A 25,258-nucleotide genomic window follows, 5' to 3' on the forward strand; every position below is an offset into this window, starting at 1 on the left:
CCTCATTCGTCTCCTGGATGCAATCTTATCTCATAATGTAGGGTTTGCATGAGCGGGTTACGCAACCCGATTTCGCGGTCGCGACGCTAAACTGACCCCGGATTTTCGTATGCGGCCGCGGCAGCGCGGCGTGGGCGGAGGAGTCGGCGGCCAGTGTGGCCGGCACGCCGACGCAAATCGGTTGCCGCCTCACGCGAAGATTGCAGTCCCCAACCCGGCGCCCCCACGAACGGTCGCCGGCACAGTAAAACAGCGCCCGGCACACCGAGGCGCGCCGCACCGCGTCAGGCGGAGGCGGACAGAGTGGAGAAGACATGGTTTCTGGTAACGAGAGCGACGGCCTGAAGCGCGGGCTGAAGAACCGGCACATCCAGCTGATTGCGCTCGGCGGCGCGCTCGGCACGGGGCTGTTCCTCGGCATCGCGCAGACGATCAAGATGGCCGGCCCGTCCGTGCTGCTCGGCTATGCGGTGGCCGGCATCGTCGCGTTCTTCATCATGCGCCAGCTCGGCGAGATGGTCGTCGACGAGCCCGTCGCCGGCTCGTTCAGCTTTTTCGCGAACAAGTACGTCGGCCACTTCACCGGCTTCCTGTCGGGCTGGAACTACTGGGTGCTGTACATCCTCGTCAGCATGGCCGAGTTGTCCGCCGTCGGGATCTACGTGCAGTACTGGTGGCCCGGCGTGCCGACCTGGGTGTCGGCGCTGGTGTTCTTCGTCGCGATCAACCTGCTCAACCTGGCGAGCGTGAAGTCGTACGGCGAGACGGAATTCTGGTTCTCGATCATCAAGGTCGCCGCGATCGTCGGCATGATCGGCTTCGGCGGCTGGCTGCTCGCGAGCGGCCACGCGGGGCCGGAGGCGAGCGTGCGGAACCTGTGGCAGCACGGCGGCTTCTTCCCGAACGGCGTGTCGGGGCTCGTGATGTCGATGGCCGCGATCATGTTCTCGTTCGGCGGGCTGGAGCTGATCGGCATCACCGCGGCCGAGGCCGACGATCCGAAGCACAGCATTCCTCGCGCGACCAACCAGGTGATCTACCGGATCCTGATTTTCTACATCGGCGCGCTCGCGGTGCTGCTGTCGCTGTATCCGTGGGAAAAGGTCGTCACCGGCGGCAGCCCGTTCGTGCTGATCTTCCACGCGCTGAGCAGCAACGTGGTCGCCAACGTGCTGAACGTGGTCGTGCTGACGGCCGCGCTGTCGGTCTACAACAGCGGGGTGTACAGCAACAGCCGGATGCTGTTCGGCCTCGCGCAGCAGGGCAACGCGCCGAAGGTGCTGTGCTCGGTGAACAAGCGCGGCATTCCGCTCGCCGCGCTCGGCGCGTCGGCGCTCGCGACCGGCGTGTGCGTGCTGGTCAACTACTTCATGCCGGGCAAGGCGTTCGAGGTGCTGATGGGCCTCGTCGTGTCGGCGCTGATCATCAACTGGGCGATGATCAGCCTGATCCACCTGAAGTTCCGCCAGGCCAAGCGCGCGGCCGGGGAGAAGACTTCCTTCCGCAGTCTGGGCTATCCTTTCACGAATTACCTGTGCCTGGCATTCATGGCCGGCATTCTCGTCGTGATGTACCTGACGCCGGATCTCCGCCTGTCGGTGTACCTGATCCCGGTATGGCTCGCGGTGCTCGCGATCGGGTATCGCTTCCGTCAGAAGAATGCAGGCTTTGCGATGCACGACGGCGCCTCCGCACGCTGACGCAGGCCACGACCGATCATTCTTCCAAACGAGACCGACATAGCCATGTTCGAACACATCGACGCGTACCCGGGCGACCCGATCCTGACGCTCAACGAGAACTTCCAGAAAGATCCGCGCGACCAGAAGGTCAACCTGAGCATCGGGATCTATTTCGACGCCGAAGGCCGGATTCCGGTGATGGGCGCCGTGCGCGAAGCCGAAACCGCGCTGCAGCGCGACAGCGGCCCGAAGCCGTACCTGCCGATGGTCGGCCTGGCCGCGTACCGCGACGCCGTGCAATCGCTCGTGTTCGGCGCCGATCACCCGGCCCGCGCGGCCGGCCGCATCGCGACGCTGCAGACGCTCGGCGGCTCGGGCGCACTGAAGGTCGGCGCCGATTTCCTGAAGCGCTATTTCCCGGATGCGCAGGTGTGGCTCAGCGATCCGAGCTGGGAAAACCACCGCTTCATCTTCGAGCGCGCCGGCTTCACGGTGAATACCTACCCGTACTACGACGAGGCGACGGGCGGCCTGAAGTTCGACGCGATGCTCGCGGCGATCGACGCGCTGCCGGCGCGCAGCATCGTGCTGCTGCATGCGTGCTGCCATAACCCGACCGGCGTCGACCTCGACGAAGGCCAGTGGGAGAAACTGATCGACGTGATCGAGGCGCGCGGGCTGCTGCCGTTCGTCGACATGGCGTACCAGGGCTTCGGCGCGGGTCTCGACGCGGACGCGTTCGCGGTGCGCGAACTGGCTCGCCGCGGCGTGCCGACGCTCGTCGCGAACTCGTTCTCGAAGAACTTCTCGCTGTACGGCGAGCGCGTGGGCGGGCTGAGCGTCGTCTGCGAAGACGCAGCCGCGGCCGAGCGCGTGCTCGGCCAGCTGGCCGGCGCCGTGCGCTCGAACTACAGCAACCCGCAAACCTACGGTGCGAAGGTCGTCGCGGCCGTGCTGGGCACGCCGGCACTGCGCAAGCAATGGGAAGAGGAGCTGTCGGCCATGTGCCGCCGCATCGCGCGGATGCGCCAGTCGATCCACGACGGCCTGCGCGACCACGTCGGCGGCGAGGCGCTCACGCGCTACGTGAAGCAGCGCGGGATGTTCACATACACGGGCCTGACCGAATCGCAGGTCGACGCGCTGCGCGAAGTGCACGGCGTGTACATCCTGCGTTCGGGCCGGATGTGCGTGGCGGGCCTGAACGACTCGAACGTCGGCATCGTCGCGGACGCGATCGGCAAGGTGCTGAAGAGCGGCGTCTGAGCGCGGCGCGCTCCGGCGCGCACCGAACGACGCAGGATGAGCCGGCTGTCCCCCGTCGCGGGGGGCAGCCGGTTTTTTCTTGCGCGGCGGCAACGTGCGCCGGAAGACAGACGCGACGGCGCGTGCGGCGGTACGATGCGGCATCGGACGCAACACGAAAAGGGAGCGACATGGGCATCCGGATCATCCGGCTCGGCACGCCGCGCGCGGCCGGCGAGGGGCTGCGGATCGGCACGGTGCGGCGGCCGCCGCGCGGCGTACCTAAGGCGGAATTCGCGTCGCGCGACTACTATGATGTATGGCTGCCGACGCTGTCGCCGAGTGCCGAACTCGTTGCCCAGGCACAGGCCGCCGAAACCGACGCCGAATGGAATGCATTCAAGCGCCACTTTCGCGCGGAGATGGCGCAGGGCGACCCGGCGAAGGTGCTGGACCTGCTGGCGGCGCTGTCGGCCACCACGGCGTTCTCGATCGGCTGCTACTGCGAAGACGAGCGCCATTGCCACCGCAGCGTGCTGCGCGAGCTGCTCGCGCAGCGCGGCGCGGCGATCGAGCCCGACGCGGGCTGAAGCCGCGTCGCGCGGCTGCACCGGGATCGTGCGGTGCAGCGGACCGCTTGACGTGGGTCAAGCGCGCGGCCGCGCGCGCCACTATGCTCTCGTCATGGAGCCATCACGACGATGACAGGCCGACCGATGCACATCACTTTTCCGCCCGAGCCGCCCGAATATTGCGCGCGCGACCTGGTCGTCGCGTTTTCGGCGCTGGTCGACGGACGTTGCGTACAGTGCGCGGTCACGGCCGAGGCGCTGGAAGACCATTTCGGCGCGCGGTCGCTGCTCGAAAGCGACCTGCTGACCGCATTCGACGGGCACCGCCCGGCGATCGAGGCGATGGCGCGACGGATGCTCGAGGAAATCGGCGGCCGGCCGGTGCTGCTGCACAGCGGCCACTTCCGGCTCGAAGGCTGATACCGCAGGAGGGCGCATGACACTGCAGGGCAACATTCACGAACGCGACTGGTCGGTCGAAGTCGAGACGCGACCGTGCGAATCGGGCGAGTTCCGCTGCCGCGTGTCCGTCGAGCACGGCGCCGGTGCCGCGCGGTTTCATCATACGTTCGAGCACAGTCACGCGTATCCGACCGAGCGCGAGGCCATGATCGAAGGGCTGCGCGCCGGCATGACCTGGATCGAGATGAAGACGTCGCAGGTCTTCAACGTATGAACGGACCCGCGCCAGGACGGCGCGGGAGGATTGTCGGCCGGGCCGCGATCGCAGAATCGCGCCACGCCACGGGAAACGCGTGCCGCCGCATCGTGTGCGGGCGGGCGCATGCAAGGCGGTCGACGAGCGGGCGGCCCCGTCGGGAGAGTAGGAGATGGGCGTGGGCATGCAGATCGCCTGCCGGGGATTCACCGGGTCCGCCGCGGTGGAAGCCGAGGCCGGCGCGCAGCTGGTGCGGCTCGAGCGGTTCCGCGCGCTGATCGGCGGCTGCCACCTCGCGATCGAATCGCGCGTGGCGACCGATGGCGTGCGGCTGTACGACGTGCGGCTCGACCTGGTGATGCACGACGCGGCGCTCAGGCCGCTGCCGCCATGCGCGGGAAACGACCTCGACGACGCGCTGCGCCGCGCATTCGCCCAGGCCGAGCAGGCGCTGATCGCGTGGCAGGCGAGCGGCGCAAGGGCGGCGCTGCGCCGATGATCCGGCGTCGCGCGTCAGACCTGCGCGAGCGCGTGCGCGTCGAGGATGCGCACGCGCTTGCCGCGCGTTTCGACCAGCGCGTCGCGATGGAACCGCGAGAACATCCGGCTGACGGTTTCGAGCTTCATCCCGAGATAGCAGCCGATTTCCTCGCGCGTCATCCGCAGGTTGAATTCGGTCGCCGAATAACCGCGCGCTTCGAAACGGGACGACAGGTTCAGCAGGAAATGCGCGACGCGCTGTTCGGCCGACATCGTGCCGAGCAGCAGCATCTGGCTCGATTCGCGAACGATCTCGCTGCTCAGCATCTGGTAGAGGAAGTGCTGCATCGGCTTGATCTCGCGGCAGGCGGCTTCGAGCGCGCCGAACGGAATGATGCACACGACGCTGTCCTCCAGCGCGATCGCGTCGCAGCAATGCTGGCCGCTGCCGATGCCGTCCATCCCGAGCGTTTCGCCGGCGATCTGGAAGCCCGTCACGTGCTCGCGGCCGTCGCGATGCATCATCACCGTCTTGAACGAACCCGCGCGCACCGCATAGATGCTCTGGAACGGATCGTCGATGCGGAACAGCGCGTCACCCTGGCGAACGTGCCGGGTCGTGCAGATGATCGAGTCGAGGCGGCCGTACTCGGCGGCCGTCAGGTGCGGCAGGCACATCGAGCGCATCGCGCAGGCCGAGCAGCGTGCGGCCGGATGTTTGGCGGCGTCGGCGCGCGCGGCCGCGCGCAGCGGAATCGTTGGCCGGGGTACGACGGAGACGTCGGCGGCGCAGGCGGTGGCTGTGGACATAAGTCACTCCGGCTCGTCAGGGGTGGTGCACACGAGCGTGCACCAGGGATTCGATGACACGGCATGCGGCGTCGAATTCGACGGTCTTGTCGAAGAAGTAGTCGGCTCCCGCCGTCGCGCATGCCTCTCTGAATGCCGGCGCCGAATGATTCGTCAGCACGATCGTGACGATGCGCGGTGCGACCTTCGACAGCATCCCGATGAGGGCGAGGCCGCTGCCGTCCGCGAGCCGCACGTCGACGATCACGACATCCGCCCGGCAACTGCGGATGTGCGTCCACGCGTCCTGGCCGTCTTCCGCTTCGCCCACGACGGCGACGCCGCGGATCGCGCCGACGAGCAGCGCGATCCGCTGACGGACGGCGACGGCGTGATCGACGAGAAACACCCTGAGCGCGGCGGGTGACAGGCTGGCATTCATGCCGGCAGTATCGTGTTGCGCCGCCGAAATTGAAATCGGCCGAATTGGAAGTTCGTGTAGGCCGCTTCGACGCGTTGTAGGGCGTTTCCTACAACGCGTCCGGGAAACCGCCGGCGCGGCTCCGATGTTGCCGCGATATGCCGGTACGCGGTCAGCCGGCGCCGCGTGCCTCGAGCGCATCGCGCGCCGTGCGGCACGCGGCGAGATCCCATGCAGCGCAGCCGACGCTCTTGAACAGCATCGGCCCGCCGCGCGCGAACGTGCCGTTCAGCACGTCGGCGAGCGACGCGACGTGCTGCCAGTCGACCTGCGCGACGATCAGGTCGCCGGCCTCGTGGCGCGCGCCGGCCGGATCGTCGACGACGAGCCGGCTGCCGTGCACGGTGTTCGCGCCGATCTCGGCGGCATCCGCGGTGAACGCGCCGACGCCGACCACGAGCCGGCCCTCGCGCGCGGCTTCCCGGTAGACGGGCGTGCGGCTCGTCGTCAGCGTGACGACGACGTCGATCGCGTCGGGAATCGCTTCGCCGTCGAGCGGTGCGAGCCGCGGCGCCTGCGCGCGATGCGCCGCGCAGAACGCGGCCGCGCTGTCGGCGCGCGTGCCGCGCACGTGGAGGCGCGCTTCCGGGAAGATCGCCGCGAGCGCTTCCGCGTGATTGGCCGCCTGCTTGCCGGTGCCGATCAGCAGGACGTCGCGCGGCGCGGCGCCATGCAGCGCCTCGATGCCGAGCGCGGTGACGGCCGCCGTGCGGCGGCCGGTGACCGTCGGGCCGTCGAGCGCGAAGCGCAGTTCGCCCGTGGTCGCGTCGTACGCGCTCACCTGGCCGAGGATCGTCGGCAGGCCGCGCGTGCCGTTACCGGGGCAGACGTTCACGAGCTTGTGGCTCGCGAGGTCGCGCGCGCTCGACGGCATCGACAGCATCACGCCGCCGGCCTGCAGCGGCACGACGAGGCGCTCGGGGCTGACGATCTCGCCCGCCGCATACTCGGCAACGGCTTGCCTGAGCGTGGCGAGCAGCGCCGGGTAGTCGAGCAATGCGGCCGTGTCGGCCGCATCGAAAACGGGAATCGGGGAAAGGGCGGTCATCGTGTACGTCGTATGCGTCGTGAGCGTGGACGGCGGGCGCATGCCGCGCCCGCCACGGGGCTGCCGGATACCGCGACACCAGGCAGCGTGGATCGAATCTATACCACTTTCTGGCGCACCCGCAACCCAGAAAATAAAGCGTCGAGCCGGTTTTGGTTCTAATATCTGTCCAGAAGGGTTGCCGTGGCGCGATACCGGCGCCGCTCCGGTATAGTGCGAACCCATTCCAGATCCACGCCCGCGACCGGGCAGGAGCCATACGATGATGTCCGCGCGTCCCGAATCAATCGAAGGCGGTTTCCGGCCGCTGCAGATCTACGAGCAGGTAGCCGAGAAGATCCGCGACGAAATCCGCGCCGGGCGCTACGCGGCCGAGTCGCGCCTGCCGTCCGAGCGCGAGCTCGCCGCGCTGTTCCAGGTCGGCCGGCCGGCCGTGCGCGAGGCGCTCGGCGCGCTGCAGAACGAAGGGCTGGTGTTCACGAAGCGCAATTCGGGCACCTATGTCGTCGCGGCGCCGCTCGACGTGCTCGCGCGGCGCGGCGACGCGCCGATGGCGTCCGAGGCCGACTTCAGCCCGACGTCGACACTCGACGTCCGGCTGATCCTGGAGCCCGCGATCGCACGTCTCGCGGCCGCCCATGGCCGCGCCGATCCCGGTGCCGAGCGTTATCTCGCGCAGATGGAAACCATCACCGACGTCGACGATCCGCACCAGCGCGCGCTCTGGAACGAGAGCGACCGGCTGTTCCACCGGCAGCTCGCGCTGATGACGGGCGACGCGCTGATGGTGAAGATCGCGGACGAAGTCGCGAAGACGATGGACCAGCCGCTGTGGAAACGGCTGAAGGACGACGGCATCTACGACGCGGGCCGGATCCGGCTCTACGTGTCCGAGCACCGGCTGATCTACGAGGCGATCGTGTCGGGCGATGCCGATGCGGCCGCGTTCTACGTCGAACAGCACATCCGCCGCGTGCGGCGCGACATCGCGCCGAAGTAGAACGAATCCGCGCGAATGCATTCTGGTCTTAAATATGACCAAAATTCCGAAATTATTTTGAAATTGCTTGCGGTGTGACCACGTGTGTCCTACATTGGTTTCACTCAAAACCAATCAGGAGACATCATGCGACACCTCGTTACCGCGCTCTCGGTGGCCGTTGCCGCCGGCGCGCTGACTTCCGCGCACGCGCAGGAAGTCGTGATGATCGGCCATTCGGCGCCGCTCACCGGGCCGCAGGCCGCGAACGGCAAGGACAACGAAAACGGCGCGCGGCTCGCCGTGGACGAACTCAACAAGGCCGGCATCAAGGTCGCCGGCAAGGCCGTCACGTTCAAACTGGTTTCCGAAGACGACCAGGCCGACCCGAAGGCCGGCGTGCAGGTCGCGCAGAACCTCGTCGACAAGGGCGTCGTCGCGGTGCTCGGACCGTACAACTCGGGCGTCGCGATCCCCGCGTCGCGCGTGTACTCGACTGCCGGCGTGCCGATCCTGCCGGTCGCGTCGAACCCGGCGCTGACGAAGCAGGGCTTCAAGAACATCTTCCGGATCGGCGCGAGCGACGAACAGCTCGGCGGCACGATGGCGACGTTCGCCGCGAAGACGCTGAACGCGAAGACGGCCGCCGTGATCGACGATCGCACCGCTTACGGGCAGGGCGTTGCCGAGCAGTTCATGAACGTCGCGAAGGCGAACGGGATCCGGATCGTCGACCAGGAGTACACGAACTCGTCGGCCACCGACTTCCTCGGCATCCTCACCAAGATCAAGGCCGGCAACCCCGACGTGATCTTCCTCGGCGGTTATGCGGCGCAGGGCGCGCCGATGGCCAAGCAGATGAAGCAGCGCGGGCTGCGCGCGAAGCTGCTCGGCGGCGACGGCATCTGCTCGGCGGACATGGGCAAGGTCGCGGGCGACGCGGCATCGATCGTCTACTGCGCGCAGGGCGGCGTCGCGCTCGAGAAGACGGCGGCCGGACGCGCGTTCCTGAAGAAGTACCACGACACCTATCACACCGATACGCAGGTCTATGGCGTCAACTACTACGACGGGATGAAGCTGCTCGCCGACGCGATGGTCAAGGCCGGTACGACCACCGACAAGGCGAAGCTGATCGCGCAGCTCGCGAAGTCGAACTATGCGGGCGTCGCGGGCACCTATTCGTTCGACGCGAACGGCGACCTGAAGGGCGCGCCGACGACCGTCTACGTGATCCGCAACGGCCTGCCGGAGCCGTACGCGAAGTAACCGGCGCCCACGCTTGCCACCGGACGGCGGCGCGGCCGCCGTCCTTCGTTTCAACGCATCCGATTCGACATGAAAATTTCCCGATCCCTTTCCACCGTCGAAGTCCATACGGGCGGCGAAGCGTTCCGCATCGTCACGAGCGGGCTGCCGCGCCTGCCCGGCGACACGATCGTCCAGCGCCGCGCGTGGCTCAAGGCGCACGCCGACGAGATCCGCCGCGCGCTGATGTTCGAGCCGCGCGGCCACGCCGACATGTACGGCGGCTACCTGACCGAGCCGGTCTCGCCGAATGCCGATTTCGGCGTGATCTTCGTGCACAACGAAGGCTACAGCGACCATTGCGGGCACGGCGTGATCGCCTTGTCGACCGCCGCCGTCGAGCTCGGCTGGGTGCAGCGCACGGTGCCGGAAACGCGGGTCGGCATCGACGCGCCGTGCGGCTTCATCGAGGCCTTCGTCCGGTGGGACGGCGAGCATGCGGGGCCCGTGCGCTTCGTCAACGTGCCGTCGTTCATCTGGCAGCGCGACGTGTCGGTCGAGACGCCGTCGTTCGGCACCGTGACCGGCGACATCGCGTACGGCGGCGCGTTCTATTTCTACGTCGACGGTGCGCCGTTCGACCTGCCGGTGCGCGAGTCGGCGGTCGAGAAACTGATCCGCTTCGGCGCGGAAGTGAAGGCCGCCGCGAACGCGAAGTACCCGGTCGTGCATCCGGAAATCCCGGAGATCAACCACATCTACGGCACGATCATCGCGAACGCGCCGCGCCATCCGGGCTCGACGCAGGCGAACTGCTGCGTGTTCGCGGATCGCGAGGTCGACCGTTCGCCCACGGGCTCCGGCACCGGCGGCCGTGTCGCGCAGCTGTACCAGCGCGGGTTGCTCGCGGCCGGCGACACGCTCGTCAACGAATCGATCGTCGGCACGGTCTTCAAGGGGCGCGTGCTGCGCGAAACGACGGTCGGCGACATCCCGGCCGTGATTCCGGAGGTGGAGGGCAGTGCGCACATCTGCGGGTTCGCGAACTGGATCGTCGACGAGCGCGATCCGCTGACTTACGGCTTCCTCGTGCGCTGAACGGCGGCGCCGATCAGCCGCCGTCGAGCCGTTTCCCGGTTGTCGTACCAGGTTTGGCGCGTCGTTCCCGTTGCGGGGCACGCGCCTTTTTTGCGTGCGCAACACGGGCGCAGCCGCGCGGCGCGCGCCCGCGCAACGCCGCCGCGGCCGTGGGGCCGCGCGAGTTTGGTACGATGCAGCCTTTTCAGCCGAGCTCCACCCGCGTGAATCGCCGAAACGTGTCGTCAGTGCGTGCCTTCTGTGCCAGATGGGTCGCGCGCGCCCAACCCGTCGCGGCTGCCGCCGTGGCGCGGGTCAAGCCTCTCGCCGCCACCGCGTGGCGCCATCTCCGTCACCCGACGCGCCGCGGCGTGCTCCTCACGGGCGCCGCCGTGCCGGCGCTGTTCGTGGCGTACGTGGTCGTGCTGATCCCGTTCACGCCGGGCATCGGCGACATCCGCAAGGCGCGCGTCGACCAGCCGGCGCAGGTGCTGTCCGCCGACGGCAAGCTGCTGGCCGAATTCAAGCCGTCCAACCGCGAGTGGGTGCCGCTCAAGCAGATCTCGCCGCACATGGTCGACGCGCTGATCGCGACCGAGGATCACCGCTTCTACGCGCATCACGGCCTCGACTGGAAGCGCACGGCATCGGCCGCGCTCCATACGTTCTCCGGCAGCCGCCAGGGCGGCTCGACGATCACGCAGCAACTCGCCCGCAACCTGTATCCGGACGAGATCGGCCGCGCGCCGACGCTCACCCGCAAGGTGAAGGAGGCGATCACCGCGCTGAAGATCGAGGCGGTCTACAGCAAGGACCAGATCCTCGAAACCTACCTGAACACGGTGCCGTTCCTGTACAACGCGTACGGCGTCGAGATGGCCGCGCGCACCTACTTCGACAAGTCGGCCGACGAGCTCGACGTGCTCGACAGCGCGACGCTCGTCGGGATGCTGAAGGGCAACAGCTACTACAACCCGGTGCTGAACCCGGAGCGCGCGCTGCAGCGGCGCAATACGGTGCTCGGCCAGATGGTGAAGTACGGCAAGCTGTCGCCGGCGCAGTTCGCGCAGCTGCAGCGCCGGCCGCTGCGCATCGATTTCGAGCGCCAGAAGGAGCCGCCGGGGCCGGCGCCGCACTTCGCGCAGCAGTTGCGCAAGTGGTTGATCGCGTGGGCCGACCGCAACGACTACAACATCTACTCGGACGGGCTGATCGTGCGCACGACGATCGACTCGCGGCTGCAGCAGATGGCGACGCAGGCGCTCACGCTGCAGGGTAACCAGTTGCAGGGCATCGCGAACGGCGCATGGAGCGGCCGCGACGGCTGCGGCACCGACAACGAGGTGTTCCGCACCTTCATGCGCGAGTCGCCCGAGTACAAGGCCGCGCAGGACGCCGGCAAGGACGACGCGGCCGCGATGAAGCTGCTCGCGGCCGACCGCGGCTTCATGCGCGCGCTGTGCAAGGCGAAGACCGACGTTCAGGCGGGTTTCCTCGCGATCGATCCGCGTGACGGGCAGATCCGCGCCTGGGTCGGCAGCCGCGATTTCGCCCGCGAGCCGTTCGACCACGTCGCGCAGGCGCGGCGCCAGCCCGGCTCGACGTTCAAGCCGTTCGTCTATGGTGTCGCGTTCGCGAAGGGAATGAAGCCGGACGACACGTTCATCGACCAGCCGGTCGAGATCCCGCTGAAGGGCGGCGAGATCTGGCGGCCGAACGACGACGTGCCGCCGACCGGCAAGCCGATGACGCTGCGCGACGCGGTCGCGCTGTCGCGCAACCGGATCACCGCGCAGGTGATGGAGCAGGTCGGGCCGGCCGCGGTCGCGCGGCTCGCGCGCGACATGGGCGTGCGCGAAAGCCCGCTCGAACGCGTGCCGTCGCTCGCGCTCGGCACGAGCCCGGTCACGCTCAAGGAGATGGTCGCGTCTTACGCGACGATCGCGAACGGCGGGCTGTACGTCGAGCCGCAGATGGTCACGCGCATCGAGAACCGCCAGGGCGAGGTGCTCGCCGAATACGCGCCGGCGCCGCCCGAACGGGCGCTCGACGCCGAAACCGACAAGACGCTGCTCGGCGTGATGCGCGACGTCGTGACGCGCGGCACGGGCGGCAGCATCCGCACGCGTTTCGGGATCCGCGGCGACGTGGCCGGCAAGACGGGCACGACGCAGGACAACGCGGACGGCTGGTTCATCCTGATGCAGCCGGGCCTCGTCGCCGGCGCGTGGGTCGGCTTCGACGACGGCCGCGTGACGCTGCGCAGCGACTACTGGGGGCAGGGCGCGCACAGCGCGCTGCCGATCGTCGGCGATTTCTTCCAGCGTGCGCAACGCGCCCGCCTCGTCGACGCGAAGGCGAAGTTCGATACCGAGCCGTCACCCGGCTGGTTCGCGTCGCTGCGCGAGCGTGTGACGGACCTGTTCGACACGTGGTTCCCGCCCGAATCGAAGAAGGCGTCCGCGCCCGTCAGGACACAGCGTATCGAGCGTCCGCCCGAGGTCGACGAAGGTGCGGCTTCGGATGCGTCGGCCGCATCGGCACCCGAGGCCGCGTCCGGCGGTCTCGTCGAGGAATGGGTGCCGGCGTCCGAAGTGGCCGCATCGGCCGCCGCGTTGTCGGCGGGCGCGTCCCAACCGCAGCCCGTGCAGCCGCCGGCGAGCGCCGGCACGACGAGCGGCGGCAGCGCGGGCCTTGGTGCGGCGCCTGCCGCCGCGCCGATGCAGCCGCCGGCGCCGTCCGCGCCCGACGCGAGCGGCGCTTCCCAGTAACGACGCCGTTCAGATTTCGCGCGATGCTGCCGTAATCAAGTTGTCACGACAGCTCGCGCGGTCGCTCCGCGCCTCTCCGATGCGGCTTTCCACCGACTACGTCGCACTCGCGCGCGACGATCTCCGCGCCGGCGTTCCGCTCGGCTTCGATCTCTACGATGCCGACGGCGCCGCACTGCTGCCGGCCGGCACGACACTGCGCGATGCCGCGCAGCACGCTTTCCTGTTCGACCATTTCCGGCCCATGCGCCGTCGCGACGACGCCGATCCGCGCGCGCAGGCCGCGATGCCGCCGGCCACGCGCATGGGACTGTCGGCGGGTGCCGCGATCGGCATCCGCCGCCGGGTCGGCACGACACGCGCGTTGCAGCGCTGCCGGCTGATCGGCGTCGCCGCATCGGGCGCGCTGTTCGTCGAGCCGCAGCCGGCGGCCGTGCTGGAATTCGCGCGCGGCGACGACATCGAGGCGGTCGCGATCGGCCGCGCCGCGGTGTCCCGTTTCGGTGCGACGATCGAGGCGGTGCAGGCGTCGGGGGCCGCGCCGTTCATGATCCTGTCGCCTCCCGGCTTCGTCGACCGGCTGCGCACGCGCGCGGAGCCGCGCGTGCCGGTGCGGATCGCGGCCTGCTGCGCGGGCGGAGCGGACCCTGCGGAAGGCATCGGGATGGTGCGCGACATCAGCCTGAACGGGCTGTCGATTGCCGTCGACCGGACGATCGCCGCAACCGGCGAGCCGTTGCGCGTGCTGCTCCCGTATGCGGCCGCCGACCGGGTCGAACTGCTGGCGCTCGACGGCACGGTGCGCGCCGTCCATGCCGATCCGGCGACGCCGGCGCTGACGCTGCATCACACGGCGTTCGGCGAACCCGCCGACGGCGACCGGGTCCGCCTGAAGGCGCTGCTGTTCGACCGGCTGATGGCGTCGGCGGATACCGATCGCCTGCGCTGACGGGCGGCCGGCGCACGGCGGACAGCGCATCGAGGTATTCGGTGCGTGAGCGCCGATAATCATCTGATGAATCGGCTTATTCCCGCGAGATTGTACGGTTTCCGTCAACAGTGAATTTGCGATTTAAGTATTTACCCTGATAGCCGCGACTCCTAGACTTCTACTCATGCGCAACGACCCCGAGTCCGAAGCGCCTGATAAAACAATCCTGGAGGTAACGCATCATGAAATCGCTGATCAAGGCAGTTGCACTGGCCGCCCTCGTGGCCGCACCGGTCGTCTCGTTCGCCCAATCGAACCAACAGCCGCTGACGCGCGCGCAAGTGCGCGCCGAGTTGGTCCAGCTCGAAAAGGCCGGCTACAACCCGAACGACTGGATGAACTACCCGGAAAACATCCAGGCCGCGCAAGCGAAGATCGCCGCAGCGCAAAACACCGGCGCGCAAGCCGACGCAACGGGCTACGGCGCGAATGCCGCCGCCACGTCGCAGTCGGGCCAGCGCGTGGTCGTGCCGGCCGCCGCCGATCGCTCGTCGGTGTACTTCGGCCACTAAGCCGGCAGGCGCCCGCGAGGGTGCCGGACTGGCCGCTTCCGCTGAACCCGCGCACGGTGTCCGCCGTGCGCGGGTTTTGCATTTGGGCGGCCGATCGGCATCACGACCCGGCGCCCGCATGGCGGGCACGGCTCGCGAGCACGGCGGCGACACCGCCGAGGATCGCGGCCGACGCGAGCGCGAGACGCCAGGTCGGCTGCTCCGACAAGAACAGCACGGCGCCGCACGCGGCGATCGGCGGCACCGACAACTGGACCGCCGCGGCGCGCATCGCGGTCAGGTGCCGCAGCGCGGCGTACCAGATCACGTAGCCGATGCCCGAAGTCAGCGCGCCGGACAGCACGGCGAGCGCGATGCCGGCCGGTGTCAGGTGAAGGCGGCCGGCGAGCGCGGCGCTCAACGCGAGTGCCAGCGGCGCGGCCCGCATGAAATTGCCGGCGGTCGCCGCGACCGGATCGGCGGTCCGACGGCCGCGTATCGAATAGATGCCCCATGCAATGCCGGCGACCGTCATCAGTGCGGCGCCGCCCGGCGTCGGCGCGGCGAGCCCCGGCGAGACCAGATACAGCAACCCGGCCAGCGCCGCGCCGAATCCGGCCCAGCCCGCGGGAGCAAACCGTTCGCCGGCGCGCCAGCCGGCCGCGAACATCGTCAGTTGCACCGCGCCGAACAGGATCAGCGCGCCGGTGGCGGCGCTGACGGTCAGGTACGCGAACGAGAAGCATGCGACATACGCGAACAGCATCGCCGCCGCAGGCCAGTCCGCCGGCTGGGCGGCCCGCCGCGCCCCCGCGCGTGCGACGAGCGCGAGCATCAGCGCGCCTGACACGAGGCGCACGGTGCCGAAGCTGGCCGCGTCGATCCGGCCGGCCTGCAGCGCAAGCCGGCACAGCAGCGAGTTCGATGCGAACGCAAGCATCGCGACCGACGTCAGCACGGCGGCGCGTGCGCCCGGCCGCACGTGCGACGCGAGTGCGGAGGCGGGCGGGCGCATCGCGGGCCTCACGCGTGACCGGCGACGATCAGCACGGCCGCGCCGAACAGCGCGGCACCGAGCGGCGCGGTGAGTTGCCGTCCCCACACGGCGTTCTTTTCGAGGGCCATCAGCGCGGCGAGCGACAGCATCCAGCCGAGACTGCCCGCACCGACGACGAACATCAGCAGCATCAGCGCCCAGCAGCAGCCGACGCAGAACAGGCCGTGACTGGCGCCCAGCGCGAACGCGTGCCGCAACGGCGAGCGGCCGCGCCAGTGGCCGATCACGAAACCGAGCGGCGTGCGGCAACGTTCGAGACAGCGCGCCTTCAGTCCGCTGAACTGAAACGCGCCGGCCAGCGCAAGGACGGCCGCGCCGATCAGCCAGCCGCGCCACGCCAGCGCCGGCACGTGCGCGACGCCCGCCAGCAGCAGCGCGTGCAGGCCATGCGCGACGAGACCGAAGCCGCTCCATGCCGCGACGTAGCCGAGGCCGACGAGTGCGAGCAGCCGCGCGCGGTCGGGGCGCCCCGCCACGACGCGTGAGAACGTGTCGAACAGCGTCAGCGTCGTCGGCAGCATCATTGCGAGGATCATCAGCGCCCAGGCGGCCGCGTCGAACGCGGCCGGCAGCCACAGCGCGCCGCCCGGCAGCGCGCGGCACAGCGTGCTGAACGGCAACGACGACGCGTTCTCGCCGTGCTCGAGATAGCGCCCGTACGGGCTGCGCGTCCATGCCCACAGCGTGACCCACGCGAATCCGACGAGACTCGCGAGCACGAACGGAAACAGTCGCCGGTGCAGCCGCGCGGCCATGGTCGGTTACGTGCGGCCGCGATTCATGCGTCGAACTGGAACGTGCTCTGCAGCGCGTTGTGATTCTTCAGATCGACGTCGATGCCGATCGCCGCGTTCTTCGACCGGTAGACGGGCGCCTTGCCGACGAACACGGGGGCGCCGGGTACCGTCGAGAACACGGTATCCGCCAGCGTCGTCTGCGCGCCGCTCGGGCCGAGATACGGTTCGAGTTCCGCGTGGTAGTCGGTGCCGATCGACAGCGTGCCGCGGGCGCCGACGACATCGAACGTGATCGGCGCGCGTTCGACCGACACGACCTTGCCGATCAGTTTCGCGAGCTCGGCGATCGGGCCGCCGGCCTGGCCCGTATAGACCTTGAGGAGCGCCTGCTCCTGCGCGTCGGATGCGGTGTCGCTCACGTAGATCGCGGCCGTCCAGTTGCCTTGCAGGATGTTGCCCGGCACGCGGCACACCGCGGCGATCGTGTTGCCGCCGACGTCGACGCCGTCGACGGTGCCCTTGTCGACGTGCCACGCGACGATGGTGTCGCAGACGCCGAAATCCGGATCCTCGCCGATCCAGCACGGGCAGAGTACGCGGCAGTTGCAGACCTCGAGCAGACGGCCTTCCAGGTGATAGCTCATGATTTCCTCCAGGGGAGCGACGGCGCTTGCGCGTTGTGCTGGGCGGAGGAAACCGGCTGACGAAACGTCACGCCCGCTCGGCGTCGCGAACGCGAAATGCGCTGAGGAATGCGGTGGAAGCGAAGACGGGATGGATGCGATAGCGCGGCCTGAAACGGCGTATCGATTTTCCAGTGTAGGCGTGCGGGGCCGATATGCAAGGCGCCGGCTGACAAGCGTCTGCGCGTGCGCTAGCATCGCGGACGGTGTCGCCGCGCGCCGAGGCGCGGCAGGGCAACCGGCCCGGCACCGGGTTCCGCATTTCAACGAACAACAAGGAGCATCCATGCGTGTCTTGACCGGTCTGTTGTGCTCGCTGGCGCTGCTGGCGAACGTCGCCCATGCACAGGCGAATTGTGCGGACGCGGCGGATCAGGTGGCGATGACGGCATGTGCCGATCGCGCGTACAGGAAATCCGACGGCGAGCTGAACCGGACCTACCAGGCCGTCACCGCGCGCCTGCGCGATGCGCGGCCGCTTGCCGACAAGCTCGTGAACGCGCAGCGCGCGTGGATTGCCTACCGCGATGCCGAATGCGGTTTCTCCAGCGCGAACGCGGAGGGCGGCAGCGCGTATCCGATGGTCGTATCGACCTGCCTCGACGATCTGACGAAAGTGCGTACCGAAACGCTGAAGGGTTATCTGTCCTGCGAGGAAGGCGATCTCGCGTGCCCGGTGCCCGGCAAGTAAAGGGCAGGCGCGGGCCCGGCCGGGCCCGCGATACGCCGGCTAGACGTCGTCCGTCTCGTCGAGCAGCTTGTGCCGCATCGCGTACCGCACCAGCGCCGCTTCGTGCGGCATCTGCATCTTTTCCAGGATTCGCGTCTTGTAGGTGCTGACGGTCTTCGCGCTCACGCACAGCGCGTTCGCGATCTCGGTCAGCGTCTGGCCGGCGGCGATCCGCCGGAACACGTCGAATTCGCGATCGGACAGCCGCTGGTGCGGCAGCGTCTCGGCCGGCTCGTTCAGGCTCTGCGCGAACTGCTCGGCCATCGCGAGGCTCACGTAGACGCCGCCCGACGCCACCTTCGTGACCGCGCCGACCAGCTCGGCGCTCGCGCTTTCCTTCGTCAGATAACCGGACGCACCCGCGCGGAACGCACGCACCGCGTATTGCTGCTCCGCGTGCATCGTCAGCACGAGCACGCGCAGCGCGGGTTTCTCGTCCTTGATCTGCTTGATCAGCTCGACGCCGTTGCGGCCCGGCATCGACAGGTCGAGCACGAGCACCTGCGCGGGCGTCGCGCGTACGAGCGCGATCGTCGACGGGCCGTCGCAAGCCTCGCCGGCCACCTCGAATCCGGTGGCGTTCTGGAGGATGTGCCGCAGACCGTCGCGTACGAGCGTATGGTCGTCGGCGATGAGCACCTTGATCATGTGATGAGCGTTTCCTGTTGAACGGTACTGAGCGGAAATGCGACGGTAATCGAGAAGCCGCGCGCGAGCGCGGTGTCGATCGTCACGGTGCCGCCGAGCATGTGTGCGCGTTCGCGAATCCCGATCAGGCCGAACGACTTGTCCTCGTGGGCCGGCGCGCCGTGGGCCGCGCGGCGGCCGTTGTCCGCGACGCGCAGCACGCAGAAGCCTTCCTCGATGTCGAGCCGCAGCGCGACGCGTGTCGCGTCCGCATGACGCGCGACGTTCGTCAGCGCTTCCTGGACGATGCGGAACAGCGTGGTCGCGCCCGCGCTGGTGAACGTGAGGCCGCCCGTTTCGATGTGGCGTTCGACATCGATTCCGTAGCGGTTCGTGAAATCGTTCGCGAACCATTCGATCGCGGGCACGAGGCCGAGATCGTCGAGCATCACCGGGCGCAGGTCGGCCGCGATGCGCCGCACCGACGCGACCGTCGCGTCGATCAGCCGCCGCATGCCCTGCAGGTGCGTCTGCACGCCCGCGTCGGGCTGCGCGCGGCCGGGCATCCGCAATTGCTGCTCGACGACCGACAAGTCCATTTTCAGCGCGGTGAGCTGCTGGCCGAGGTCGTCGTGCAGTTCGCGTGCGATCCGCGTCTTTTCTTCTTCGCGCACGTTCTGCAGGTTCGCCGACAGCTCGCGCAATTCCTCGCGCGACTGCTTCAGCGCGTTCTCGGCGCGCAGCCGCTCGGTGATGTCGCGCAGCATCACGGTATAGAGCTTGCCCGACGCGTCGCGGATCTGCGAGATCGATGCCTCGATCGGGAATTCCTCGCCGTTCGCGCGCAGCCCGAACAGCACGCGCTGGCGGCCCATCTGCCGTTCGGAGACGCCCGTCACGCCGAACTGGTCGACGTGCTTCGCGTGCGCGGCGCGGAACCGCTCGGGGATGAAGCGCGACAGCGGCGCGCCGATCGCCTCCATCGCGGACACGCCGAACACCTGCTCGGCCATCGGATTGAAGATCACGACCGTCTGCTTCTCGTCGATCGTGATGATCGCTTCCATCGACGAACGGATGATGCCCATCATCCGCGCCTCGTTGAGGATGCCGCGGCTGCTCGCGCCGGCATCGGCGGCCGCGCCGGCGCGGCCGCGCAGCAGCGCATGGACGAGCGCCGCGAACGCGAACGACGCGATCAGCCCCGCGGCGAGCACGGTGCCGGCCGCGCGCTGCGCGCCGGTCGCGCTCGGGCGGCCGTCCGCGGAATAGGCGAGCGACAGCGCGGTGCCGCCGAAATTCAGCACGTCGGTGCGCCGCATCAGGTCGGGCGATGCCGACGCTTCGTCGGTCGTCGACTCGACGCTGGCGATCGCGCGCGGATCGCCGCCGGCCGTCATCCGCAGGTCGATTCCGCGTTCCGCGTCGAGCGCGCGCTCGACCAGGCGCCGCGGGCTCAGCGCCGCGAACAGCACCCCGTCGACGCCGGCTTCGCGCGTGCCGGACGGCGTGACGGCCGCATGCGGCGAGGTGGTCACGGGCAGGAACAGCGTCAGCGTGCGGGCGTCGCGGGAGGTATCGTCGTCGACCGGGTGGACGCCGAGCGCGATGTCGCCGCTCTGCAGCGCGCGTGTGAGCGGCGCCGCGTCGGATGCGCCGAAGCGGACGACCGGCGAGTTCGAGGCGGGCGCGCTGAGCGCCGCGGCCGCGAGCGGGCCGGCCGGCAACGGCTTCGCGCCGGCGAGGGCGCCGCGGGCGGCGGGCGTCAGCGGCGCATAGCCGATCTGCCGGACCGGCGAGCGGGCGCTGTCGAGAGCGAGCGTCTCCGCGTACCGGCGCCATTGCTCGGGCGTCATGCCCGGGACGAGACCGAACGCGCCGCGCGCGCCTTCGAGCACGGCGACACCGGTCTGCAGCTCGTGGCGCAGCATCGCGCTCACGTGCGTCGTGCGGCGTTCGAAGCGCGCATGCACCGCGCCTTGCCACTGCTCGCGCACCAGCAGCGCGACGCACAGCGACAGCAGGGCGCCGGCGCACAGCGCAACGACGCCAGCCGCGAGCGGCTGGCGTAACATGGTCGGGAGGCGCGTGGGCCCTCGGGCGTCACGCGTCGGGGTTCCACTGGCGGTCATTCAATGGCCATGACTGTTGTTCGGGCTGCCCGGGGCACTCGGGCAGCGCAGCAAAACCGGGGAAAACTCGCACCGGTTGCGTGTAGCGTCTGTTTTCGAGATGAAATTGTGCGCGGTTTACGCATTTTTTGTAATAGGGTCACCTGAAATTGCGGCAGGCGGCGTGAAGCAGCGAGTCCGCCGGCCGCGCTTGACGCGCGTCAAGTGGCGCGTCGGCACGTGGGGCAGACTGTTCGGCAGGCCAGCCGGCACCGGGCCGGCTGGCGATAACGGGCCGCCGCGGCGCGATGCGCGACGCGTGCCCGGTCGGAGGGACGGACCATGTACAAGCGGATTTTCGTCGGGCTCGACGGCAGCCCGAGCGCGCGTCTCGCGCTGAACGAGGCGATCCGGATCGCGGCGGCGTCCGGCGGTGAAGTCACCTGCGCGTATGTCGTCGAGCACCGGCCTCAACTCGTCGACGTCGACGCGGGCTTCGCGGCCGAGCACGACGGCGATGCGGCCGCGACCGATGCCGTGACGCCGGTGCTCGACGACGCGAAAGCGGCGCTCGCGCAGCAGCGTGTGGCCGGCTCCGTGCGTGCGCTCGACGCATACGGCGAGGATGTCGCCACCGTGCTGATGCGCACGGCGGCCGAAGCCGACGCGGACCTGATCGTGATGGGCACGAGCGGCCGGCACGGCCTGCGCCGGCTGCTGCTCGGCAGCGTCGCGGAATCGCTGCTGCGCGCGGCCGACCGGCCCGTGCTGCTGGTGCGGCACGACGAGCCCGGTACGCCGGCGGCGGCGTAGCACGCGGTCCGGCGCAACTGCATGGGCTGCCGCGAACGGAACGCGGCAGCGCGCGTGCACCGGCAGTCTGTCCGCTGAAACGCTCGACGTCCTTGGCGGCGCATCGCGCGCACCCGAATGTCCGCGATTGCACGCGCACGGTTGCATCCCGACATGCAGTTCTGGCAGCATCGACCGGAGTCCGCTCGATCGCCGCGCGCATGGCCGCGGCGACGACGCAGGGGTATCCGGCTGGAACCGGTCGCACGGGCGATGAACCGGGCCGGCCGCCGGATGCCGGTTACCTACCTTACCGACGTCATCCGCCATGCCGATCTCCGCCCCCGACCTGATTCGCCAGTTCGACCTGCAGCCGCATCCCGAAGGCGGCTATTTCCGCGAAACCTACCGCGCGACCGATTCGGTCGTGCGGCCGGCCGACGGTGCGCCACGCGCCGCGTCGACCGCGATCTACTACCTGCTGTGCGACGGCGCGTATTCGTCGTGGCACCGGATCCGCTCCGACGAAGTCTGGCATTTCTACGCGGGCGATCCGATCGAAGTGTGGGTGCTCGACGCGCGCGACGGGCTGACGATTCATCGGCTCGGCAACCCGCTCACGCATCCGGGCACGGTGTTCCAGGCGGTCGTGCCGGCCGGGCGCTGGTTCGGCGCGCGCTGCGCGTCGCCCGAGCACGTCGCGCTCGTCGGCTGCACGGTGGCGCCCGGGTTCGAGTTTGCGGAATTCGAGCTGGCCGACGCGGCCGCGCTGGCGGCCGCGTTTCCCGATTACGCGGAACACGTCGCCCGGCTCGCGCCGCGCGCCGACGTGTGACCGTCACGGTTGTGCAACCATCGGCGCGAAGCCCGTGCCGACGGTGCGTGTTCCGCGCGAGCGCGGCCAAACCCGTTTAGAATGCCGGTGATGCACGTGGTCGGCTGCGGACGTGCCGCGGTGGCCGTTGCACTGCCGTACCGACGGCCCCCGTCGCGCGGCCCGCATGCTTTCCAGGAGCGCCGCCGTGTGGCACTTTCCCATCGCTATTCCATCGTCGCTCGGCCCGTGGGCCGTGTTCGCGAGCGTGTTGATCACGCAGCTCGGCGTGCCGGTGCCGGCCGTGCCGATGCTGATTCTCGGCGGGACGATGGCGGCCATGGGGCAGGCGTCCTGGGCCAGCATGTTCGCGGCGGCGATCGGCGCGACGATGCTGGCCGATTCGATGTGGTTCTTCATGGGCCGTACGCGCGGCCGGCGCCTGCTGAACGGCCTCGTGCGCTTCTCGCTGTCGCTCGACACGACGCTGCGCTTTGCCCGTAACGTATTCGAAAGATACGGTGCGCCGCTGCTGGTGCTGTCGAAATTCCTGCCCGGCCTCGGCCTCGTATCGGCACCGCTGCTCGGCACGACCGCGATCGGCGTCGGCGTGTTCCTGTTCTGGGATCTGGCCGGTGCATCGCTGTGGGCCGCGTTCTGGCTGGTCGGCGGCGCGGCCATTCACGACCAGATCGTCCAGTTCGTGCTGTGGGTGCGCGCGAGCGGCGGCACGATCCTCGATGCGTTCCTCGCCATCTTCATCACGTTCCTGCTGTACCGCTGGGTGCGCCGCGTGCAGTTCCGCCGCTATCTCGCGCAGGTGCGCATCTCGCCGCCGCAACTCGTCGAGATGATGACGTCGGACGAGCCGCCGCTGATCTTCGACGCGCGGCCGAAGGCGATCCGCGAGCGCGAGCCGTACCGGATCGCCGGCGCGGTGCCGGTCGATCTCGATTCGCCGGACCTGCTCGACCCGGAAATGCTGAAACGGCCGATCGTCGTCTATTGCGTGTGTCCGAACGAGGCCACGGCCAAGCGTCTGATCGCGAAGATGCAGCGCAAGAAGATGATCCACAACATCCGGGCGCTGAAGGGCGGCCTCGATGCGTGGGAAAAGCATGGTTATCCGGTCGAGCCGCTGCCGGCCGATCTCGATTCGTCGCGTTATTTCGTGCGGCCGGATCACGGTGCGCTCGAAGGCGAATATACGGTGCGGGCGACGTTATCGAAATAATGCGCGTGCCGTGACGCGCGTATTCAAATCCGACCACCGATTTCACGCGCCGCGATTTTTACGAAAATCGGCTGGCGCGAAACCTCCGATCCTCCCTATAATCCCGCCTGCATATTGCGTGCGCATGATCGCGCACATTCGACGCGTGTCCGTTCACGCCGAAAGCGATTGATCCCGTCGTCGCCCGCCACGCGCACAGCCGCGTCAGACGGGCCGCACGGGCGTATTCCGTGAAAGGCCCGATCCGTTTTCCGGATTGCTCCGGAGCATACGGATAATCCGCGGCGATTCCCATCGGATTGACGCAGTATCCGCGTCGTTTCTCATTCGGAAAATGACGGCGGAGATTATTTCGTTTTCGGTTGCCGAAATAGGCATGAATGGTCGCGCATTGACATCGACACAATGACGGCGGCCCGCTCGCGGCTGCCAGGAGACGGACTTGAAACAACCAGAAGACCAGTTGCACCGCGGGCTGGAGGAACGGCACATCAACCTGATGGCGCTCGGCGCGACGATCGGCGTCGGCCTGTTCCTGGGCTCGGCCACCGCGATCCGCACGGCCGGCCCGGCCATTCTGCTGACCTATCTGCTGGGCGGCATCGCGATCTTCCTGATCATGCGCGCACTCGGCGAAATGGCGATCACCAATCCGGTCGCCGGCGCGTTCAGCCGTTACGCGCGCGACTACCTGGGACCGCTCGCCGGCTACCTGACCGGCTGGACCTACTGGTTCGTGTGGATCGTCACCTGCATGGCGGAAATCACGGCGGTCGGCGTCTACATGCACATGTGGTTCCCCGGCGTGCCGAACTGGATCTGGGCGCTCGCGGCGCTCATGGCGATGGGCTCGGTGAACTTCATCGCGGTCAAGCTGTATGGCGAATTCGAGTTCTGGTTCGCGCTGATCAAGATCGTCACGATCGTACTGATGATCATCGGCGGCGGCCTGATGATCGCGTTCGGCATCGGCAACGGCGGGGTCGCGACCGGCATCTCGAACCTGTGGTCGCACGGCGGCTTCATGCCGAACGGGATCAACGGCGTGATCGCCGCGCTGCCTATCGTGATGTTCGCGTATCTGGGCGTCGAGATGCTCGGCCTCACGGCCGGCGAAGCGCGCAACCCGGAAAAGTCGCTGACGAAGGCCGTGAACTCGGTGTTCTGGCGCGTGCTGATTTTCTACATCGGCGCGCTGTTCGTGATCATGTCGCTGTATCCGTGGGACCAGATCGGCACGCAGGGCAGCCCGTTCGTGATGACGTTCTCGCGGCTCGGCATTCCGGCGGCCGCCGGCATCATCAATTTCGTCGTGCTGACCGCGGCGCTGTCGTCGTGCAACAGCGGCCTGTTCAGCACCGCGCGGATGCTCTACAACCTCGCGCAGCAGGGTCAGGCGCCGGCCATGCTCGGCCGCGTGAACCGCAACGGCGTGCCGGTGTACGGCGTGATCGTGTCGGTCGCGCTGTTGCTGATCGGCGTGCTGCTCAACTATCTCGCGCCGCAGCACGTGTTCACGTGGCTCACGTCGGTGTCGACGTTCGGCGCGATCTGGACGTGGTGCGTGATCCTGATCGCGCAGATGCGCTTTCGCCGCATGCTGTCGGCCGACAAGATCGCGCGCCTGCCGATCCGCGTGCCGTTCTATCCGCTCGGTTCGTTCGTCGCGCTCGGTTTTCTCGTGCTGGTCGTCGTGCTGATGGCGTTGACGCCCGATACGCGCGTCGCGCTCGTGATCGGGCCCGTGTGGATCGTGCTGCTTGGCGTCGCGTATGCGCTGTTCTACGCGAACCGTCCGGCCGCCTCGATACCGACGAAGCCGTAAGCGCCGGGGCAGGGAGCCGCGCGATCGTTGATCGCGATCATGCACCGGCGGGCGGGACGACCTATGCTGAACGAATCGCTTGTCCGCGCTTCGCGTGGCTATCCGCCGATCCCCGCGACCGCGGCGTCCACCCGGC

The 25,258-nt window shown here is 68.7% G+C and carries 25 protein-coding genes; 17 read left to right on the forward strand and 8 right to left on the reverse strand.

The features are described 5' to 3' along the window. Positions 1-314 precede the first annotated feature (314 nt). The 6 genes from VXM69_RS08345 (at position 315) to VXM69_RS08370 (ending at position 4,656) form a co-directional block, all read left to right on the forward strand. Positions 315-1,700 carry an amino acid permease gene (locus tag VXM69_RS08345; RefSeq protein WP_034191430.1) on the forward strand — a complete coding sequence of 462 codons (1,386 nt, stop codon included), beginning with the start codon at positions 315-317 and terminating at the stop codon, positions 1,698-1,700. Positions 1,701-1,745: 45 nt separating this feature from the next. Then, the gene (locus tag VXM69_RS08350; protein ID WP_034191429.1) at positions 1,746-2,948 is read left to right on the forward strand and encodes an amino acid aminotransferase; all 1,203 of its coding nucleotides are present in this window, start codon (positions 1,746-1,748) and stop codon (positions 2,946-2,948) included. A 170-nt stretch (positions 2,949-3,118) separates the two neighbouring features. Further along, on the forward strand, positions 3,119-3,517 hold the full coding sequence (locus tag VXM69_RS08355; protein ID WP_034191428.1) for a DUF488 domain-containing protein: 399 nt from the start codon (positions 3,119-3,121) through the stop codon (positions 3,515-3,517). Positions 3,518-3,628: 111 nt separating this feature from the next. Next, positions 3,629-3,919: a DUF1488 domain-containing protein gene (locus VXM69_RS08360; protein ID WP_034191427.1), complete on the forward strand. Its 291-nt coding sequence runs from the start codon at positions 3,629-3,631 to the stop codon at positions 3,917-3,919. 16 nt (positions 3,920-3,935) lie between these two features. Next, positions 3,936-4,175 carry a hypothetical protein gene (locus VXM69_RS08365; protein ID WP_034191426.1) on the forward strand — a complete coding sequence of 80 codons (240 nt, stop codon included), beginning with the start codon at positions 3,936-3,938 and terminating at the stop codon, positions 4,173-4,175. A 154-nt stretch (positions 4,176-4,329) separates the two neighbouring features. Next, positions 4,330-4,656: a hypothetical protein gene (locus VXM69_RS08370; RefSeq protein ID WP_034191425.1), complete on the forward strand. Its 327-nt coding sequence runs from the start codon at positions 4,330-4,332 to the stop codon at positions 4,654-4,656. 14 nt (positions 4,657-4,670) lie between these two features. Here VXM69_RS08370 and VXM69_RS08375 read toward each other — a convergent pair whose 3' ends face one another. The 3 genes from VXM69_RS08375 to lhpI form a co-directional block, all read right to left on the reverse strand. Continuing rightward, positions 4,671-5,447 carry a helix-turn-helix domain-containing protein gene (locus VXM69_RS08375; protein WP_034191424.1) on the reverse strand — a complete coding sequence of 259 codons (777 nt, stop codon included), beginning with the start codon at positions 5,445-5,447 and terminating at the stop codon, positions 4,671-4,673. A gap of 16 nt (positions 5,448-5,463) precedes the next feature. Beyond that, complete coding sequence (locus VXM69_RS08380) at positions 5,464-5,868, reverse strand: response regulator transcription factor (RefSeq protein ID WP_034191423.1); 405 nt, start codon at positions 5,866-5,868, stop codon at positions 5,464-5,466. A gap of 151 nt (positions 5,869-6,019) precedes the next feature. Further along, on the reverse strand, positions 6,020-6,955 hold the full coding sequence (gene lhpI, locus VXM69_RS08385; protein WP_034191677.1) for a bifunctional Delta(1)-pyrroline-2-carboxylate/Delta(1)-piperideine-2-carboxylate reductase: 936 nt from the start codon (positions 6,953-6,955) through the stop codon (positions 6,020-6,022). Positions 6,956-7,217: 262 nt separating this feature from the next. Between lhpI and VXM69_RS08390 the strand changes: the two genes are divergently transcribed. From VXM69_RS08390 to VXM69_RS08415, 6 genes are all read left to right on the forward strand, one after another. Continuing rightward, positions 7,218-7,955, forward strand: a complete 738-nt coding sequence (locus VXM69_RS08390; protein WP_034191422.1) for a GntR family transcriptional regulator — start codon at positions 7,218-7,220, stop codon at positions 7,953-7,955. 126 nt (positions 7,956-8,081) lie between these two features. After that, positions 8,082-9,203 carry a branched-chain amino acid ABC transporter substrate-binding protein gene (locus VXM69_RS08395; RefSeq protein WP_059556510.1) on the forward strand — a complete coding sequence of 374 codons (1,122 nt, stop codon included), beginning with the start codon at positions 8,082-8,084 and terminating at the stop codon, positions 9,201-9,203. Positions 9,204-9,272: 69 nt separating this feature from the next. Then, the gene (lhpH, locus tag VXM69_RS08400; protein WP_059556511.1) at positions 9,273-10,280 is read left to right on the forward strand and encodes a trans-3-hydroxy-L-proline dehydratase; all 1,008 of its coding nucleotides are present in this window, start codon (positions 9,273-9,275) and stop codon (positions 10,278-10,280) included. A gap of 173 nt (positions 10,281-10,453) precedes the next feature. After that, the gene (locus VXM69_RS08405; protein WP_367188400.1) at positions 10,454-13,030 is read left to right on the forward strand and encodes a penicillin-binding protein 1A; all 2,577 of its coding nucleotides are present in this window, start codon (positions 10,454-10,456) and stop codon (positions 13,028-13,030) included. Positions 13,031-13,109: 79 nt separating this feature from the next. Next, positions 13,110-13,979: a PilZ domain-containing protein gene (locus tag VXM69_RS08410; protein WP_367188401.1), complete on the forward strand. Its 870-nt coding sequence runs from the start codon at positions 13,110-13,112 to the stop codon at positions 13,977-13,979. Positions 13,980-14,203: 224 nt separating this feature from the next. Continuing rightward, positions 14,204-14,533, forward strand: a complete 330-nt coding sequence (locus VXM69_RS08415) for a DUF4148 domain-containing protein (protein ID WP_034191417.1) — start codon at positions 14,204-14,206, stop codon at positions 14,531-14,533. Between the two features lie 100 nt (positions 14,534-14,633). On the opposite strand, the gene VXM69_RS08420 is transcribed toward VXM69_RS08415, so the two are convergent. From VXM69_RS08420 to VXM69_RS08430, 3 genes are read right to left on the reverse strand one after another with little or no spacing between them, the layout of a single operon-like run. Further along, entirely contained in the window at positions 14,634-15,527 is an 894-nt protein-coding gene (locus VXM69_RS08420) for a DMT family transporter (protein ID WP_051701101.1), read from the reverse strand. 8 nt (positions 15,528-15,535) lie between these two features. Further along, entirely contained in the window at positions 15,536-16,324 is a 789-nt protein-coding gene (locus tag VXM69_RS08425) for a DUF2182 domain-containing protein (RefSeq protein ID WP_124608355.1), read from the reverse strand. A gap of 23 nt (positions 16,325-16,347) precedes the next feature. Next, positions 16,348-16,950, reverse strand: a complete 603-nt coding sequence (locus VXM69_RS08430) for a DUF1326 domain-containing protein (protein ID WP_034191415.1) — start codon at positions 16,948-16,950, stop codon at positions 16,348-16,350. Positions 16,951-17,275: 325 nt separating this feature from the next. Here VXM69_RS08430 and VXM69_RS08435 point away from each other — a divergent pair, with 325 nt between their 5' ends. Continuing rightward, positions 17,276-17,680: a lysozyme inhibitor LprI family protein gene (locus tag VXM69_RS08435; RefSeq protein WP_367188402.1), complete on the forward strand. Its 405-nt coding sequence runs from the start codon at positions 17,276-17,278 to the stop codon at positions 17,678-17,680. 39 nt (positions 17,681-17,719) lie between these two features. Here VXM69_RS08435 and VXM69_RS08440 read toward each other — a convergent pair whose 3' ends face one another. Together VXM69_RS08440 and VXM69_RS08445 are read right to left on the reverse strand one after the other, a co-directional pair. Beyond that, positions 17,720-18,367 carry a response regulator transcription factor gene (locus VXM69_RS08440; protein ID WP_006483707.1) on the reverse strand — a complete coding sequence of 216 codons (648 nt, stop codon included), beginning with the start codon at positions 18,365-18,367 and terminating at the stop codon, positions 17,720-17,722. After that, positions 18,364-20,478 carry a PAS domain S-box protein gene (locus VXM69_RS08445; protein ID WP_367188403.1) on the reverse strand — a complete coding sequence of 705 codons (2,115 nt, stop codon included), beginning with the start codon at positions 20,476-20,478 and terminating at the stop codon, positions 18,364-18,366. The genes VXM69_RS08440 and VXM69_RS08445 overlap by 4 nt, the downstream gene beginning before the upstream one ends. A gap of 321 nt (positions 20,479-20,799) precedes the next feature. Between VXM69_RS08445 and VXM69_RS08450 the strand changes: the two genes are divergently transcribed. From VXM69_RS08450 to VXM69_RS08465, 4 genes are all read left to right on the forward strand, one after another. Further along, positions 20,800-21,270, forward strand: coding sequence for a universal stress protein (locus VXM69_RS08450; RefSeq protein ID WP_049030937.1), 471 nt, complete (start codon positions 20,800-20,802; stop codon positions 21,268-21,270). Between the two features lie 307 nt (positions 21,271-21,577). Further along, positions 21,578-22,084: a cupin domain-containing protein gene (locus tag VXM69_RS08455; protein WP_034191411.1), complete on the forward strand. Its 507-nt coding sequence runs from the start codon at positions 21,578-21,580 to the stop codon at positions 22,082-22,084. Positions 22,085-22,271: 187 nt separating this feature from the next. Continuing rightward, positions 22,272-23,297, forward strand: a complete 1,026-nt coding sequence (locus tag VXM69_RS08460; protein WP_034191410.1) for a DedA family protein/thiosulfate sulfurtransferase GlpE — start codon at positions 22,272-22,274, stop codon at positions 23,295-23,297. 442 nt (positions 23,298-23,739) lie between these two features. Further along, positions 23,740-25,122 (forward strand): amino acid permease, encoded by a 1,383-nt coding sequence (locus VXM69_RS08465; protein WP_034191409.1) that lies wholly within the window; start codon positions 23,740-23,742, stop codon positions 25,120-25,122. The last annotated feature ends 136 nt before the right edge of the window (positions 25,123-25,258 follow it).

The organism is Burkholderia sp. Ed8 (assembly GCF_040761425.1).
In the GTDB taxonomy this organism is placed as follows: Bacteria; Pseudomonadota; Gammaproteobacteria; order Burkholderiales; family Burkholderiaceae; genus Burkholderia; species Burkholderia seminalis.

Coding starts and splice junctions, on each gene's coding strand:
- VXM69_RS08455 (WP_034191411.1), top strand. CDS start 21,578: ATGCCGATCTCCGCCCCCGACCTGATTCGCCAGTTCGACCTGCAGCCG.
- VXM69_RS08395 (WP_059556510.1), top strand. CDS start 8,082: ATGCGACACCTCGTTACCGCGCTCTCGGTGGCCGTTGCCGCCGGCGCG.
- VXM69_RS08450 (WP_049030937.1), top strand. CDS start 20,800: ATGTACAAGCGGATTTTCGTCGGGCTCGACGGCAGCCCGAGCGCGCGT.
- VXM69_RS08390 (WP_034191422.1), top strand. CDS start 7,218: ATGATGTCCGCGCGTCCCGAATCAATCGAAGGCGGTTTCCGGCCGCTG.
- VXM69_RS08415 (WP_034191417.1), top strand. CDS start 14,204: ATGAAATCGCTGATCAAGGCAGTTGCACTGGCCGCCCTCGTGGCCGCA.
- lhpI (WP_034191677.1), bottom strand. CDS start 6,955: ATGACCGCCCTTTCCCCGATTCCCGTTTTCGATGCGGCCGACACGGCC.
- VXM69_RS08365 (WP_034191426.1), top strand. CDS start 3,936: ATGACACTGCAGGGCAACATTCACGAACGCGACTGGTCGGTCGAAGTC.
- VXM69_RS08410 (WP_367188401.1), top strand. CDS start 13,110: ATGCGGCTTTCCACCGACTACGTCGCACTCGCGCGCGACGATCTCCGC.
- VXM69_RS08445 (WP_367188403.1), bottom strand. CDS start 20,478: ATGACCGCCAGTGGAACCCCGACGCGTGACGCCCGAGGGCCCACGCGC.
- VXM69_RS08420 (WP_051701101.1), bottom strand. CDS start 15,527: ATGCGCCCGCCCGCCTCCGCACTCGCGTCGCACGTGCGGCCGGGCGCA.
- VXM69_RS08425 (WP_124608355.1), bottom strand. CDS start 16,324: ATGGCCGCGCGGCTGCACCGGCGACTGTTTCCGTTCGTGCTCGCGAGT.
- lhpH (WP_059556511.1), top strand. CDS start 9,273: ATGAAAATTTCCCGATCCCTTTCCACCGTCGAAGTCCATACGGGCGGC.
- VXM69_RS08380 (WP_034191423.1), bottom strand. CDS start 5,868: ATGAATGCCAGCCTGTCACCCGCCGCGCTCAGGGTGTTTCTCGTCGAT.
- VXM69_RS08435 (WP_367188402.1), top strand. CDS start 17,276: ATGCGTGTCTTGACCGGTCTGTTGTGCTCGCTGGCGCTGCTGGCGAAC.
- VXM69_RS08355 (WP_034191428.1), top strand. CDS start 3,119: ATGGGCATCCGGATCATCCGGCTCGGCACGCCGCGCGCGGCCGGCGAG.
- VXM69_RS08350 (WP_034191429.1), top strand. CDS start 1,746: ATGTTCGAACACATCGACGCGTACCCGGGCGACCCGATCCTGACGCTC.
- VXM69_RS08370 (WP_034191425.1), top strand. CDS start 4,330: ATGGGCGTGGGCATGCAGATCGCCTGCCGGGGATTCACCGGGTCCGCC.
- VXM69_RS08360 (WP_034191427.1), top strand. CDS start 3,629: ATGACAGGCCGACCGATGCACATCACTTTTCCGCCCGAGCCGCCCGAA.
- VXM69_RS08440 (WP_006483707.1), bottom strand. CDS start 18,367: ATGATCAAGGTGCTCATCGCCGACGACCATACGCTCGTACGCGACGGT.
- VXM69_RS08405 (WP_367188400.1), top strand. CDS start 10,454: ATGCAGCCTTTTCAGCCGAGCTCCACCCGCGTGAATCGCCGAAACGTG.
- VXM69_RS08430 (WP_034191415.1), bottom strand. CDS start 16,950: ATGAGCTATCACCTGGAAGGCCGTCTGCTCGAGGTCTGCAACTGCCGC.
- VXM69_RS08375 (WP_034191424.1), bottom strand. CDS start 5,447: ATGTCCACAGCCACCGCCTGCGCCGCCGACGTCTCCGTCGTACCCCGG.
- VXM69_RS08345 (WP_034191430.1), top strand. CDS start 315: ATGGTTTCTGGTAACGAGAGCGACGGCCTGAAGCGCGGGCTGAAGAAC.